The organism is Nitrospinota bacterium, from assembly GCA_016208975.1.
Classification (GTDB): Bacteria; Nitrospinota_A; UBA7883; order UBA7883; family JACRLM01; genus JACQXA01.
The window spans coordinates 511,555-525,719 of record JACQXA010000004.1 but is presented as its reverse complement, the minus strand read 5'-3'; the positions used below and the strand labels follow the sequence as shown (position 1 = coordinate 525,719).

At 57.6% G+C, this 14,165-nt stretch carries 14 protein-coding genes; all 14 read right to left on the bottom strand.

The annotated features are described in order from the left end of the window. Positions 1-97 precede the first annotated feature (97 nt). The 14 genes from HY751_06140 to HY751_06075 all read right to left on the bottom strand — a co-directional run bounded on the left by HY751_06140 (position 98) and on the right by HY751_06075 (position 14,165). The gene (locus HY751_06140; protein MBI4665972.1) at positions 98-442 is read right to left on the bottom strand and encodes a hypothetical protein; all 345 of its coding nucleotides are present in this window, start codon (positions 440-442) and stop codon (positions 98-100) included. Positions 443-801: 359 nt separating this feature from the next. Further along, positions 802-1,575, bottom strand: coding sequence for a hypothetical protein (locus HY751_06135; protein MBI4665971.1), 774 nt, complete (start codon positions 1,573-1,575; stop codon positions 802-804). 68 nt (positions 1,576-1,643) lie between these two features. Continuing rightward, positions 1,644-2,978 (bottom strand): histidine--tRNA ligase, encoded by a 1,335-nt coding sequence (locus HY751_06130; protein MBI4665970.1) that lies wholly within the window; start codon positions 2,976-2,978, stop codon positions 1,644-1,646. Positions 2,979-3,041: 63 nt separating this feature from the next. After that, a complete protein-coding gene (locus HY751_06125; protein MBI4665969.1) occupies positions 3,042-3,812 on the bottom strand; it encodes an MBL fold metallo-hydrolase in 771 nt (256 codons plus the stop codon). Continuing rightward, positions 3,813-5,027 carry an ATP-binding protein gene (locus HY751_06120; GenBank protein MBI4665968.1) on the bottom strand — a complete coding sequence of 405 codons (1,215 nt, stop codon included), beginning with the start codon at positions 5,025-5,027 and terminating at the stop codon, positions 3,813-3,815. 3 nt (positions 5,028-5,030) lie between these two features. Further along, positions 5,031-5,984, bottom strand: coding sequence for a hypothetical protein (locus HY751_06115; protein ID MBI4665967.1), 954 nt, complete (start codon positions 5,982-5,984; stop codon positions 5,031-5,033). Beyond that, positions 5,985-6,779, bottom strand: coding sequence for a methyltransferase domain-containing protein (locus tag HY751_06110; protein ID MBI4665966.1), 795 nt, complete (start codon positions 6,777-6,779; stop codon positions 5,985-5,987). It lies immediately after the preceding gene. Next, positions 6,779-8,248, bottom strand: coding sequence for a D-glycero-beta-D-manno-heptose-7-phosphate kinase (rfaE1, locus tag HY751_06105; GenBank protein MBI4665965.1), 1,470 nt, complete (start codon positions 8,246-8,248; stop codon positions 6,779-6,781). Before rfaE1 ends, HY751_06110 begins: the two co-directional genes overlap by 1 nt. A 12-nt stretch (positions 8,249-8,260) precedes the next feature. After that, positions 8,261-8,974, bottom strand: a complete 714-nt coding sequence (gene radC, locus HY751_06100; protein ID MBI4665964.1) for a DNA repair protein RadC — start codon at positions 8,972-8,974, stop codon at positions 8,261-8,263. A gap of 19 nt (positions 8,975-8,993) precedes the next feature. Next, on the bottom strand, positions 8,994-9,944 hold the full coding sequence (locus HY751_06095) for an SDR family oxidoreductase (GenBank protein ID MBI4665963.1): 951 nt from the start codon (positions 9,942-9,944) through the stop codon (positions 8,994-8,996). A gap of 13 nt (positions 9,945-9,957) precedes the next feature. Further along, positions 9,958-11,253 carry a UDP-glucose/GDP-mannose dehydrogenase family protein gene (locus HY751_06090; GenBank protein MBI4665962.1) on the bottom strand — a complete coding sequence of 432 codons (1,296 nt, stop codon included), beginning with the start codon at positions 11,251-11,253 and terminating at the stop codon, positions 9,958-9,960. A gap of 98 nt (positions 11,254-11,351) precedes the next feature. Further along, positions 11,352-12,446, bottom strand: a complete 1,095-nt coding sequence (locus tag HY751_06085; protein ID MBI4665961.1) for a hypothetical protein — start codon at positions 12,444-12,446, stop codon at positions 11,352-11,354. Between the two features lie 11 nt (positions 12,447-12,457). Continuing rightward, positions 12,458-12,766, bottom strand: coding sequence for a metal-sulfur cluster assembly factor (locus tag HY751_06080; protein ID MBI4665960.1), 309 nt, complete (start codon positions 12,764-12,766; stop codon positions 12,458-12,460). Between the two features lie 106 nt (positions 12,767-12,872). Next, complete coding sequence (locus HY751_06075) at positions 12,873-14,165, bottom strand: tetratricopeptide repeat protein (GenBank protein ID MBI4665959.1); 1,293 nt, start codon at positions 14,163-14,165, stop codon at positions 12,873-12,875.

Below are 14,165 nucleotides of genomic sequence, written 5' to 3'. Positions count from 1 at the left end.
CCGGAACTTCGGGCCAATACGAAGCCCTGCTACCTTGGCGCCGGATCCGGATACAGAAAGGCCACGGCGCGAGACGCCCGCAAGTGGATTTGATATTTCACGCCACGGAGGCGAATCCGCTGGTGGCCTTATAGACGTTTGCTATCCTTGTCTGGGGCTCGGGCTTTGGCTCCGGCTTGGTCTCGGTTTTGGCGGCGGCCTTGGCGGTGGCCGGGGTGAAACCAAAACCCGCCTCTTCCTTGGCGGCCCCCATCTTGACCTGCTTTTGGATGGTGAGCTGATTCCTGCTGGGTTGGGCGGTAAGGGTAAGCCTCTGGATCATGTCGGTCTTTGCGCCGGCGAAACCCAAAACTTTAGCCTCCTTAAGGCTCTCTTGGAGCTTCAACGTGTCCCTCGAATAATATATGCCTGTGGTCTTCTTCTCACTCTCAACGGGTAACATATCCCGACCCTCCACCTTCAAAACCTCGCGGTCTTGATATTGGCAGTGAAAGGCTCGGCTGGCGTTACGCCAGTCAACCCATCTCGATACTGTCAGTTACGTTTTATACCGTCCAGCCCCCCAAGTTATTGTCTCCTGATATCTAATCTACTCGCCGCGCGGGTTTCATGTCAACATTCGCGTCCCCTTGGTGGTTTCTCAGTTTGAATCTCAAATAATGGACAGATCCTTCACTTCGCTTGCGCTTCGTTCAGGATGACAATGTTATCAACGGCTTTTATATTGTCATTCTGAGCGTAAGTGAAGAATCTCCCCTATGCTTTCAAACTGGGACACTACCATCCCAGTACCGTAGCCGGTTAAAAACCGATTCCCATTATAAACAAGTACCTCTGGCCACCCTCGCTTCTGGCTCCGGCGAAGGTGAGCCCGTTAGGCTGGCTCAACCGGAAGTCCACCACGTTGCCGTCCAGGAACGAAAGCCGTGCGTTATCGTAAAATTCCAGCGACATGTTTATCGAATTGGCTGGGGATACCCACAGTTTCATACCGAATATCCTATCGCCCGAGCTTGAGGCCCCGCTGGCGGATTTGGCGAAATATACCGTGGAAACCTGCCCCTCTTTTTCATAAAGGCTTATGGGATTTGAGAGAGGATCCAGGAATTCCTTCACCATCACCACCGGCCTTAGATAAAGCATCATTCTGGAGAGGGCCACATAGGTTTCCGCCCGGGCCCAAGACTCGAAAGCCGACTGTTCCTCCAGCGATACCGGCCTCCCCGAAGGATCCATCCCGACATCGTTCATGCTGGAGGTAACCGACGTCATGTGGGTGAAATTTTTCTGCCACAGCCTGTAAGTGTCCGGCTCGGCGTTGTCCGGGAATAGGCTTAGATGTATTATTTCTTTCCAGGATAGGGCGGAATTGCCCTCGCCAGAGGCCACGGCGCCGCTTTCAGAGATTTCCGCAGAGCCTTCCGTGATGCGGGAAATGGGGGTATCAACAGAGGCGCCGGGCTTGGTTTCAGCATAGGAAACGCCAGAGAAAACAACGATTATCCCCATCGTTGCCGCCAGCAATATAAATCCCCTTACGGGGGGCGCGCCGTCTATATAAAGCCCTCTCATCATCAGCGCCACTCCTTACATATAATATGACGCCTAACGGGCTTAAATGAAAGGACGTTCCGGGAATTAAATCACTCCCCGGGTTCTTCGTCCAACCCCTTGCTTATCACAGACATAAGGTCATTGATGGGCACCAGTTTCTGGGCGCCGGACTCCATGTCTTTAACTGTTACGGAGTTTTGCTTCAATTCATCCTCGCCAAGGATGATCACCATCATGGCGCCGGACCTGTCCGCCTTGCGGAACTGGCTCTTCATGCTACCCCCGTCGAATCCCCGTTCCACTCGGTATCCGTTGGAGCGCAGGCGGTGGGAAAGCTCGAAAATCTTCATCCCGGCCTCCGGGGACATGGGGATCATGTAAACGTCCGGCCGCATGTCGTAATATTCCGCCGCCCGTTCCCGGGCCTCTTCCCCCAGCAGGCTTACAAGCCGCTCTATACCTATGGCGAAACCTATGGCGGGCGTGGGGGGGCCGCCGAATTGGGCCACCAATCCGTCGTACCGCCCGCCACCGGCCACGGCGCTTTGAGCCCCCAGCCGGTCAGAAGTCACCTCAAAGGCGGTGCGGTTATAGTAGTCCAGCCCGCGCACGAGCCGGTTGTCCATGAACACCGGCAGTTCCAGGTCCCTTAAGGGTTTGCGGACACCTTCCAGATGTTCCTGGCAGGCTTCGCACCGGAACTGGTCTATGGTGGGCGCGTCTGCGGTGGTGGTTTTGCACTTTTCCGATTTGCAGTCCAGCGCCCGTAACGGGTTGCGTTCCACCCGGCCCTGACAGTTGTCACAAAGATGGGCCGACCGGGCTGAAAGGAACTCGTAAAGCGCCTGGCGGTATTTGGGGCGGCACTCGGAGCAACCCAGCGAGTTGAGCGACACTTTAAGCCCCGTTACGTTCAGCTCCGTGAAAAAATCCATGAGCATCATTATCATTTCCGCGTCCGCCGCCGGGTCCGCCGAGCCGAACGCCTCCGCTCCTATCTGGTGGAACTGGCGGAACCTGCCCGCCTGGGGCCGTTCGGCGCGGAACATTGGGCCCATGTAATAAAGCTTCGTCACCCCAGGCTGGGCGCCCATATTGCGCTCCACAAAGGCCCGGGCGATGGATGCCGTGCCCTCGGGCCGCAGGGTCAAAGATTCCTCCCCCCGGTCAAGGAAGGTGTACATTTCCTTCTCCACAATGTCCGACGTTTCCCCGATGCTTCTGGAGAAAACCTCGGTCTTCTCGAAAACGGGGGTGCGGATCTCCTGGAAATTATAAAGCTCGAAAATATCCATGGCGGCGTCTTCCACCATCCGCCACAGGGGAATGTCCGCCGGTAAAATGTCTTTTACGCCCCGAACGCTTTGAATCGTTGTCTTGTCGCTTTTCACTGATGCTTTCCAGTTGTCGATGAAACACTCCATTCTGAGCCTCATCGCTCCCCGGCGCAACGTTTTTATGGCGCCCCGGCCCTCCTTTGGCGGGGCTTATTCTATGATGACCGGGGGAAGGGGAGTGTCCTGCCCGGCCACTTCGAAAGGTATGCCATGGCCGCCAAGGGTCTCTTCGCCCATCTGCCGGGCCAGCGCCGGGTTGTTGTTCACTTTGGAAAGATGGGCCAGTATCACCCGTTGCAGGCTGGCGCGGCGGATTTTAGCCAGCAGTTCGCCGCAGGCCTCGTTGGAAAGGTGTCCTGTGCGGGAGGCTATCCTTTGTTTAAGAGCCCACGGGTATGGGCCGGCCTTGAGCATCTCGATGTCGTGGTTGGATTCCAATACCACACAATCCACATTCTTAAGCTTGTCCTCCACCAGCATGTTCGGGGCGCCCAGGTCCGTTACCACCGCCGCCGAAGCCCCGTTTAAACGGAACACGAACCCGCAGGGGTCCGCCGCGTCGTGGGGGATGGAAAACGGGCCCGCCTCCACCCCCCCCACGTCTATTTTGTCGCCATGGGAGAAATAAACCACCTCCGGAACCTTGCCCAGGAATGGCTGTATGGCGGCGTGAGTGCCCCGGTTTGCGAATAACGGGATTTTCAGCGCCCTGCAAACAACCCCGGCGCCTTTGGAGTGGTCGGTATGCTCATGGCTTAGAACAACCCCCTTGATGAGCAGTGGATTTATCCCGGCGTGATGGAGTCTTTGTTTGATGTCTTTTAACGAGAACCCCGCGTCCAGCAGAAGGCCGCCTTCCTCGCCGCCGATGAAGACAGAGTTCCCCGACGAGCCCGAGCCCAGAACGCAAACGCGGAGCATTTATTTCGTTGTTTTTCGATAACTTTGGAGCTGTAGGTAAAGACGCACAATTCTCAGTTTAAAGACATACTCGCCCTTAATTTCACCCTTTCCGATAACATTAAGCTTTTGCATTCGCTGTAAAAAATTATTAAACTTTCTCTTTTCCGACTCAGTCAGATCCGAAACTTCAGATTTAATGAAGCTCATTGAATGTGGATCCAGCCTTGCTATTTTTGCGAGGATTGAATGATAGTCGCCACTACGTATCGCCTTATACACTTGCTGATCCACATATTTTTTCCCCACTTCATCCGCCGCCGCTAAAACAGCATCCGCCGCATCAATTTCGCTAATAACACCATCTTTGTCGATCCAGAAAGCGGCGTTACCAATTAAGTGCATGATTTTGGGGAATCCAGCTGAAAACCTGATGAGAAATTCCATGGCGCTTTCTTCTATACTGATTTGTACTGACTGAAAGGCCTTTACGAAGAAATTTCTCATTTCATCTTCGGTCATGGGCGTTATCTCAACCACATCAAAAATACGCGCCACAGGTTCGTGATTACGAATCAATTCACGCCTACGTTCCTCAACCCCACATAGCATTAGTAACAGGGGTAACGATGGGCGGTTTATTGCGTTTGTATCCCAAAAACCCTTTATGAAATGAGCGAACTGAGGGTTGTCCGCTATCCCGTTGATTTCATCTAATACAAGAAAAACCCCTTTTGTATTGGCGGATTCATTAAGTTTGCGATTTACTTCGTTGAGAAAATTTAGCATCCCCATATGGCCTGCCAAACCTGGAGCATCGCTTTTTATAGTTTCCAAATTAAGTGTTATGCCAAACAGGCTCTGTTTTCCAATATATTTAGCAAACCAGTTTTTTATCGCCTCGGCGCGGGTGGGATTAAGCGCGCCGGAAAGAGTTGTGGCTTTCAATACGGCGTATGCGACATCGTCCATGCTTTTACAACCGCCAAGAGACACATAAATTCCGTGCAAACCGTGATCTTGCGCCGACCAGCGCTGAACAAAATCGGCTATGGAGCTTTTTCCAATGCCATACTCGCCTTCAACAAACATAGCCACTGGTTTGCCCAGCTTGACTTGCCCAACCCCGCGTTCCATTATCCGCTGTATTTGTTCCGCTCTACCTACGAACAAATCGGCGGGGACAGGTTGGTCCGGATAAAAGGGGCTCTTACCTTTTGTTTCAAGAGAAGCCATCGTCTATCCCTCCATAACAAGCAGGTGGTACAGCAGGGGAACCATTATCTCGTGATGGCCGGTTATGGATATGCCCCGGCCCGCGCCCTGGATGGGGCGGTTTACCACATTCACCGCCGGGCGGTAATGCTGGATCATGTCCATGTTCACCGTGGCGAACTGGCTTACGTCATGCCCCAGGTTGCGCGCCGCCGACAGGGCTTTTATGAAAACCTCGGGCAGTAGCACCGACGAGCCCACGTTCAGGTAAACCCCGCCGCCGCCCAGTTCCGCCACCACGCCGGTGAACAGTTTAAAATCGTTAAGCGTGGCCAGGCCGGTTATGGCCCCGTCCACATTGGGGTGTATATGCACGATGTCCGTCCCCATGGCCACATGCACGGTGACCGGTTTTTTAAGCCGCCAGCCCGCCGATAATAACGACACGCCCGCGTTGGGCATGTTTCCCTCGGTGATGTAGCGGCCCAGCGCCTCGCCCAGGCCGGTGGCGCCATCCACATGGTTTTTCAGCGCCCCGTTGAAATGCTCCGCCGTCTCCTCCACCATGCCGAACCGGCCCTCTTTTATCTCCACCGCCACGTCTTCCGATGTCTGGCCGTGGAACGCTATCTCCAGGTCGTGCACGGCCCCGGCGCCGTTGAGCGCGATGGCGTCCAGAACGCCCCGTTCCATAAGGTCTATCAGGATTGGCGTGAGGCCCACTTTTATAACATGCGCCCCCATGGCCAGAACCACCGGTTTGCCCGCCTTTTTGGCGTTTTTTATCAGCGAGGCCACCTCGCGGATGTCTTTTGCTTTTAAAATGGCGGGGAACAAATCGCTCAACCTGCCGCTTTTTTTGTATTTGCCCAGGTCTGCGAACATGGAGGTGTTGACAAGGCTCTTCCGCTCCTTGATAGAGCAGGATTTTATTTTGGAAAAATCCGCCGGTTTATAACTGTACCTGTCCTGGGCCATCTATTTCACCGCCACAAGGTAAACCCTGTTAAAAGACAGGCCGATAAGCCCGTCCGCCTCCGCCTGGGATTCGAAGGACTTTCTAATAATATCCCAAAATTTCTCCACGTATGAACCGTAGAACTCCCGGGAGTAACAATCCTGGTTGAGATAGGCCATGGCCGCGCCGGAGGCGAACACTTGTAAAGCCTCCTCCGGGGTGGAGCGCCGGGTGTCTTGCGCTATCCTGCAAAACGCCACGTTGAAACCAGCGTTCTCAAAAAGCCCTTGATAAGCCTGTACGGTTTCCAGAAAAAGCCATGGATTTTTAAACGCGGCGTAAGTGGCGGAAGTTTCCGGATGTTTTTCCACTTCCCTCACCGCCCTTATTATAGCGGGGCAAAACACTTTTTTGGCCGGGCTTTGCATGGCCACCCTTCCACCCGGGCGGAGCGCGGCGTAAAAACCGCTAGCCGCTTTATCAGCGTCCACCACCCACTGGAAGGCGGAGTTGCACAGGACCACGTCGAACTCTTCGCGGTAATCCAGCCCTTCGGCGCTTTTCAATACCCATGTCACGCCGGAGCCCGCCAAATTTTTCCGCGCCTCTTCAATCATTCCCGGCGACGGGTCCACCCCAACCACACGCCCGCCGCTTTTTTCTTTGGCGAGCCTCGTAAGGAACCCTGGGCCGCATCCCACATCCAGAACATCCTCGCCGGGCTTGATGTCCGCCAAATCGAAAAGGGCGCGGGCGGAATCTTTCTGAACAAGCCCGTTGGCGTCGTAGGTGGCGGCGATGGCCGAGAAATCCATTACGAGTCCTTTTTATATTTTCCCACGATGTGGTTTATTATCCCAGTGGTGGAGCGCCCCTCCATGAGCGGCACTATCACCACTTTGCCGCCCCGTTTTTCCACCACGTCGCGCCCCACAACGGTGTCGGGAGTGTAGTCACCCCCTTTTACAACGATGTCCGGCTGGACGGCTTTAATCAGGTTCAATGGGGTGTCTTCGTTGAACAGTGTCACCGCGTCCACGCATGAGAGGGCGGAAAGGACTTTTAAACGGTCGTTCTCATTCATCAACGGCCGGTTTTTTCCCTTAAGCTTGCGCACCGAGCTGTCGGTGTTCAGCCCCAGTATCAGGACATCCCCGGCGGCCCGGGCCTTGAAAAGATAGTCCACATGCCCCGCGTGGATTATGTCGAAACAGCCGTTGGTGAACACCACGGTCCTTCCCTCGCCCCTGGCCCTTTTGGCGAAAGCGGCGGCCTCTTTTCTTGTCATGGCTTTCAGCGAGCCGGTGGGCTCCGGCGAGAGCCGCCTTAGCACCTCGTCTTTGGCCACGGCCTTGGCCCCCACATGCCCCACCTCTATGGCGGCGGCCACGTTGGCCACCTTGGCCGCGTCCTCCAGCGTATGCCCCGCGAAGAGCATCACCGCCAACGCGGCTATAACCGTATCCCCCGCGCCGGACACGTCGAACACCTCCAGCGCCTCCGCGGGCAAATGGACTCCCCGCCCGCGGCGGTGGAAAACGGTCATCCCTTCCTCGCCCCGGGTGATGAGGATGTGTTGCGCCTTTGTTATCTCAAACAGCCGTTCGGCGGCTTGCCGGTAATCGTCCTCGTCTTTTATGTCCACCCCGGAAGCCAGCGACGCCTCTTTCCTGTTGGGGGTGATTATGGTGGCGCCCCGGTATTTGGAATAGTCGCGCCCCTTGGGATCCACAACCACCATCTTGCCGGAGGCCCGGGCCAGGGCTATGAGCTTCTCTAAAAACTTGTCCGGCAGGGCGCCTTTGCCATAGTCCGAAATAATGAGCCCGTCGCATTTACCAATGTTTGCGCGGATCCGGGCCAGCATCTTTTCCATGGCATCCGGCGGGGCCGTGTGCCTGCGCTCCCTGTCCACCCTTAACATCTGCTGACGCATGGCCATGAACCGCGTTTTGGTGGTGGTTGGGCGGGTTTGGTCTATCACTAGGCTTTCGGATGGGATCTTCCGCTTCTTCAAAAGGCCGCGCAAAGCCTGTGCCGCGCTGTCCTTGCCTACCAATCCCACCAGCCGCGCGTCGGCCCCCAGCGCCGCCGCGTTGGCCGCCACGTTGGCCGCGCCGCCCAGCAGTATCTCCTCCCCGGTGATCTCCAGCACCTGGGCCGGGGCTTCCGGCGATATGCGCTCTATGACGCCGCGCACGTAGATGTCCAGTATCACATCCCCCACCACCATCACCCGGGGCGGGCGCATGGAGGCCAGGGCTTCGTACAGTCTCTGGTTCATGGCGGAAATTCCCTAAATGTCCTCGTTGTCGGAAAAAGAGTAATACCGCCCGTCGCCGAAAACTATGTGGTCCAGCACTTTTATGTTCATCAGTTTTCCCGCGCTTACAAGGCGTCTTGTCAGGTTTATGTCGTCATCGGAAGGCTCCGGGTCGCCGCTGGGGTGGTTGTGCATGAGTATCACCGCCGAGGCCGCCTCGCGGATGGCCGGGGCGAACACTTCCCGCGGCTCCACTACTGCGGCCGCAAGACCACCTTCGGATATGGTGACGGTCTTCACTATTTTATTCCTGGTGTTCAACAGCGCCACCCTGAAAACCTCTTTCTTCAGGTTTTTCATCTGCGGAAGATAGATGTTGGCCACGTCCTCGCTGGCCCTCACCGGAGAGGAAATGGCGTTTTTAGAGGCGCCGGAAAACCTTCTGCCCAGTTCCAGCCCCGCTTTAACTGTTATGGCCTTAACAGGCCCGATGCCGCGAACCTTGCGGATCTCTTCTATGGAAGCCGACTCCAGCCCGGAGAGGTCCTCGAACTTTTTCAGAAGGTCCCGGGCCAGGTCCATGGCGTTGCGCTCGCCGGAGCCGGAACCTATGAGAATGGCCAGAAGCTCCGAATCCGAAAGGCTGGAGGGGCCGTTGGTCATCAGTTTTTCCCGGGGCCGGTCGCTCTCCGGCCATTGCTTGATGGCTTCCTTGAGGATGTATTTTCTTTTTCCGGGCGCGGGCATTTTTTCCAGCTAACCTCGGTCAGGCCGTTTTGTGGCCCAACTCCGCCATGAAATATTCTATCGTCTTCAGCAGGCCCTCTTGCAGGCTTACCTTGGGCTCCCATTTTAACAGCTCCCGGGCGCGGGTGATGTCCGGCTTTCTCTTCTTGGGGTCGTCCTTGGGAAGTGGGTTATGGATTATCTTGCTCTTGGAGCCGGTGTACTCGATTATCAACCGCGCCAGCTCGAGAATTGTGCGTTCGCTGGGATTGCCGATGTTTACAGGGTCCGGCCCCACGTTGGTAAGAAGCAAACGGGTGATGCCCTCCACCAGGTCGGTAACGAAACAGAAAGACCTGGTCTGCCCGCCGTCGCCATACACGGTGATGTCCTCGCCGCGCAAGGCCTGGCATACGAAATTGGCCACCGCCCGGCCGTCATCAAGCCGCATCCTGGGGCCGAAGGTGTTGAATATCCTCAGTAGCCTCACGTCCAGCCCCCGGGCGCGGTGATAGGCCATAGTGGCCGCCTCGGAGTACCGCTTTGCCTCGTCGTAACAGGAGCGTGGGCCGATGGGGTTGACGTTGCCCCAGTAATCCTCCCGCTGGGGATGGATGTCCGGATCCCCGTACACCTCCGAAGTGGAGGCCACCATGAACACCGCCTTGTTCCTGTCCGCCAGCTCCAGCGCCGCGTGGGTGCCCGCCGAGCCCACCAGCAACGTCTCGATGGGGTGGCGCAGGTAATCCGGCGGCGATGCGGGGGATGCGAAATGAAGCACATAGTTGAACCGGCCTGGGATGCCCGAAAGCCCGGCGGAAACGTCGGCCTCTATAAAAGAGAACCGGGGGTCGGTTATGTGCGCGATGTTCTTGGGCGAACCCGTTATAAAATTGTCCACGCACACCACCTCGTGCCCTTCCGAAAGGAAACGCTCGCAAAGGTGGGAGCCAATGAAACCGGCCCCGCCGGTGATAAGAGTCCGTGGCATCGGGTTATTCCTTTCAGCCTCTGCCTATGCAGTAATATTCGAACCCGGCGGATTTCATCCGCTCGGGGTCATAGATGTTCCTCCCGTCGAAAACCACGGGGGTCTTGAGGATCTTTTTAAGCCGTTCCATGTCCAGCAGGCGGAACTCCCTCCATTCGGTGATGGCCAGGATGGCGTCCGCCCCGTCGGCGGCGTGATAGGCGTTATCACAATAATCCACCTGCGGAATGATGCGCCGGGCGTTTTCCACGGCCACGGGGTCGTAAGCTTTCACGGTGGCGCCTTTTTCCAGAAGGATGCGGATTATCTCCACCGATTTGGCCTCGCGCATGTCGTCGGTGTCCGGCTTGAAGGCCAGCCCCAGCACGCCGAAAACCCGGCCTTTTACGCCGCCGAACCGTTTCTCTATCCTTTCGACGAACCGGTCGGCCCGCTCGTCGTTCACTTTAAGCGTCTCCCGGAGCATTCCGAACGCCACCCCCAAAGCCCCCGCCGTATGTACCAGCGACGCCACGTCCTTCGGGAAACATGAGCCGCCGAACCCCAGCCCGGCGTTCAAAAACTCCCGGCCTATGCGCCGGTCTGCCCCCACGCCCTTGGCCACGTCGGCCACGTTGGCCCCGGCTTTCTCGCAGATGTTGGCTATCTCGTTAATGAAGGATATCTTCACCGCAAGAAATGCGTTGGAGGCGTATTTTATCAGCTCCGCCGAGGGCACGTCCGTAACTATCACCGGAGCCCCCAGGTTGTAGTAAAGCTCCATAAGCTTCATGGCCACGTGCTTGGAGGGGGCGCCTATTATCACCCTGTCCGGGTTCAGCGCGTCGGCGATGGCCGAGCCTTCCCGCAGGAACTCGGGATTGGACACCACGTCGAACTCGGCGCCGGGTTTGGCCGTCTGGCTTACAACCCTACGCACCAGGTCGCCAGTGCCCACGGGCACCGTGCTTTTATTGACGATGACCTTGTAGCCGTTGAGCTGTTCGCCTATGAGCCGGGCGGCGCTTTCCACATATGAAAGGTCCGTTTCCCCGTTTTCCTTGGGGGGCGTGCCCACGCAGATGAAGACTATTTCGGCCCATTTCACGGAGCCGCCGATGTCTGTGGTGAAAGAGAGCCTGCTCTCATCCATGTTCCGCCGGACCATCTCTTCGAGCCCCGGCTCGTATATGGGCATCACCTTTTTGTTTAGCGAGGCCACCTTCCGCCCGTCTATGTCGGCGCAAGCCACCTCGTTGCCCAGGTCGGCGAATACGGCTCCGGTGACAAGCCCCACATACCCGCTTCCAATAACGCAAATACGCACTATTCCCTCTCAGCGAAGCAATGAAAACAAGCGGCTATTATAAACCATGCGGCCCTGTTTCAAAGGGAAATCACCTAGCCGCAGGCGCTGGGCCGGGTTGTTTACCGGTCAGGCCGGGATTGCGTGGAGCGCCCCCTGGTAACCGCCATAATGGTGTTGATTAAAAACAACCCGACAGCCGCCGCGTTGGCCGCTCCGCCAAGGGTCAGCCAGCCGGGCGATTCCAGCATGTCGCCGGCGATTCTGGCCGCCAGCGACGCTTGCATCAGCGCCAGGTGGAAGTAGAAAACAGGCGAGTAGGGCACGGCCACGTTTAAAATGGCGGGGAAAATTATGGGCGCGTGGCCGAATATCATGCCGAAAACAAAACCCAGGAACACGCAATGCAGGACGGCGTCATATAAAAACCCGGCGGGCCATTCCGGGGCGGCCAGGGCCAAGGCGCCGCCCAGGGCCAGCCAGAAATAACCGGTGAGCACGCATACCGCCACGAAACGGGTGAGCCCGGTCATTTTCACCGTGTTCCGCGCTATGTCGAACCGCATGAGCCATAAAGCCGTTCCGATCATTCCAGCCCCGGCGATTTTCACACCGGCGGCGGGCGTGAAGACGCTCACCAAAAGCCCCAACAGCAAAACGGATGTCGCGGCGACGAAAAGGACGTTCACGAATCCTTCCGGAAGGCGCATGCGGGAAAGCTCCAGCCGCTCCCCGGCTATGGTGAGTATCAGGAACCCGGCCCAGAAAAGGGCGGCGATGGACAGGGGATGGCCGTCTAGCCAAAGCAGGTTGCCCGCCGCCCAAAGCGCCGCCCCAATCCCCATCACCCCCGTGGCCATGGAGGACTGGATCCGCAGAATCGCCCCGTACACCGCAACCAGTCCCAGACTGCCAAAAAGTATCAGAAGCTGGCCGCCGGTTATGGAGATGTTGAACAAAATCGAAAGCCCGCCCAAACCGGTAATTACAGGTGGCAGATAGCCAGGGATTTTCCCGAAAGCCACCGCCCGCTCCAGCCCTATCACCACTCCAAGGAAGCCGCATACCATCAGCGGCCCGTGGTATTCCGCCAGTTGGTAGGCGCCTTGCGCGGGAATTGGAAGCCCCAGGCGGAGCAGTCCGCCAAGAATCCCCGCGACCAGCGTAAACATCCCCACCGCCAGGATCGGCAGGCGGCGGAACGATATTTGGCTCATTACCGGCCCCTTTAGTCCACCCCAAGGCCAAGTTTATTCCGCGCTTCCACGGTCATCATGGCCGGGCTCCAGGGCGGATCCCACACCAGAAGCACGCTAACCGATTTGGCCTGGGGGAAAGCGCTCCGGAGGGCGGACCGCGCCTGGCCCTGGATCATGTTCCCCATGGGGCATGCGGGGGATGTCATGGTCATTTCCACCACGATATCTCCATCCTTGTCTTCGGCGTTGTAAACCAGCCCCATGGACACCACGTCCAGCCCCACTTCGGGGTCTATAACCCCGGTTAGATATTTTAATATCGCTTCGTCTTTTGCCATAACAACCTCCACCGAGCCATCCTTAAAATTTAATATATGCCCATGGAGGGGCGTGGGAGTATGACAATAGGCATTTTTGGCGCGGGAACGCTGGCGCCGGGCCGGGTCAGATTATGGTGGGCTTGCCGGTGTTCCACCGGCCGCATTTCGCGCACCGGCCGAAAATGCCCCGCTCCACATGGCCGCAGGCGGAGCAGATATGGATGAAAAGCCCGTCGGCCTCCGCCTCATAAGCTTTGTCCAGGGCCGCCAAGGCCCAGTCCACATTATTCTCGCCGCGCCTGATACGGGCCCGGATGAGGTGGCTGAAAGTGCAGTCGGCAAGCGCCCCTTCTATGTGGTCGAGGGCGTCCCTGGACCCGGCCGGATCGCCCGAACGCAGGCGGACGTCGGCCATCATAAGGTTTATGGTGTCCTCATCGTACAGGTCCTGCGCCCTCAAAAGCTCCTCTTCGGCCTCGCTGGCAAGCCCCTCCTCCAGCAAAGCGTCCACCAGCGAGCGGAGCAGGGCGGGCGACCGTGTGCTTTTAAAACCTTTCCGCAACGTTTTCAACGCTTCGCTCCGGCGGCCCGTCCTGTTGAGCGTGGCGGCAAGCTCGTACACCGCGGGGGTGAAACTTTCATCGGCCCGCAAGGCCGCCCTAAAACCTTCCATCGCGTTGTCGAAATCCCCGGACTTCAGCCTGCCCCGGGCGATCTGGTAGATGAACGCCGCCACCAGCGACCGCTCCTCTTCAGCCCTGTCCACCGGCGCCAGCGCCGCCACCTCTTTTTGTATCTCCAGCGCCTCCTCGTAATTGCCCACGAGCAGGTAGATGTCCCTTATCTTCGCCAGCGGCGGTATGGAGCGCCCCGCCGACTCCCTGCATTCCCGCAGGATGGCCAGCGCGGCGTTGAGGCTTCTGGCGCGGACGTAATCCTCCGCCAGTTCGAGAGCGGCCATGACATTTTCCGGCTCCACCGCCCTGGCGCGCGAGTGCAGTTCTATGGCCTCCGCCAGGTCTCCATCCTCCCTGCGCAGTTTCCCCAGCGCCACAAGGGAGGGGACATGCGCCGGGTCGTGGGCCAGCGCCTTCCTATAAAGTTTTTCGGCGCCGCTCCGGTTGTCCAGCGCCAGGCTCTCCTCGGCGTCTTCCCTCATCTGGCGCACCCGTCCGGCCCGTTTTTCCTGGGCGGATTTCCGCCAGCCGCTTATGGTTTCCAGAATGGAGTCGTAAAAATACAGCGCGAATACCGAAACCACTCCCAGGCAAAAAGAGCCCAGCGAGATTATGGAAAGGTAAGACTGCGCCCTAAGGCCGGGGTAATAGTTCAGCTCCACGGGGCGCGGGTTTAGAAAAGTGATGTAGAGGAAGGCGGCCAGAACCGTGACCAGCAGTAGAAGAAGGCGGATGGGCAT

Excerpts from the sequence above, each read along its gene's own strand:
- HY751_06075 (MBI4665959.1), bottom strand. The coding sequence starts at position 14,165 with ATGCCCATCCGCCTTCTTCTACTGCTGGTCACGGTTCTGGCCGCCTTC.
- HY751_06135 (MBI4665971.1), bottom strand. The coding sequence starts at position 1,575 with ATGATGAGAGGGCTTTATATAGACGGCGCGCCCCCCGTAAGGGGATTT.
- HY751_06130 (MBI4665970.1), bottom strand. The coding sequence starts at position 2,978 with ATGGAGTGTTTCATCGACAACTGGAAAGCATCAGTGAAAAGCGACAAG.
- HY751_06140 (MBI4665972.1), bottom strand. The coding sequence starts at position 442 with ATGTTACCCGTTGAGAGTGAGAAGAAGACCACAGGCATATATTATTCG.
- HY751_06095 (MBI4665963.1), bottom strand. The coding sequence starts at position 9,944 with ATGCCACGGACTCTTATCACCGGCGGGGCCGGTTTCATTGGCTCCCAC.
- HY751_06125 (MBI4665969.1), bottom strand. The coding sequence starts at position 3,812 with ATGCTCCGCGTTTGCGTTCTGGGCTCGGGCTCGTCGGGGAACTCTGTC.
- HY751_06115 (MBI4665967.1), bottom strand. The coding sequence starts at position 5,984 with ATGGCCCAGGACAGGTACAGTTATAAACCGGCGGATTTTTCCAAAATA.
- HY751_06085 (MBI4665961.1), bottom strand. The coding sequence starts at position 12,446 with ATGAGCCAAATATCGTTCCGCCGCCTGCCGATCCTGGCGGTGGGGATG.
- HY751_06120 (MBI4665968.1), bottom strand. The coding sequence starts at position 5,027 with ATGGCTTCTCTTGAAACAAAAGGTAAGAGCCCCTTTTATCCGGACCAA.
- rfaE1 (MBI4665965.1), bottom strand. The coding sequence starts at position 8,248 with ATGAACCAGAGACTGTACGAAGCCCTGGCCTCCATGCGCCCGCCCCGG.
- HY751_06080 (MBI4665960.1), bottom strand. The coding sequence starts at position 12,766 with ATGGCAAAAGACGAAGCGATATTAAAATATCTAACCGGGGTTATAGAC.
- HY751_06110 (MBI4665966.1), bottom strand. The coding sequence starts at position 6,779 with ATGGATTTCTCGGCCATCGCCGCCACCTACGACGCCAACGGGCTTGTT.
- radC (MBI4665964.1), bottom strand. The coding sequence starts at position 8,974 with ATGCCCGCGCCCGGAAAAAGAAAATACATCCTCAAGGAAGCCATCAAG.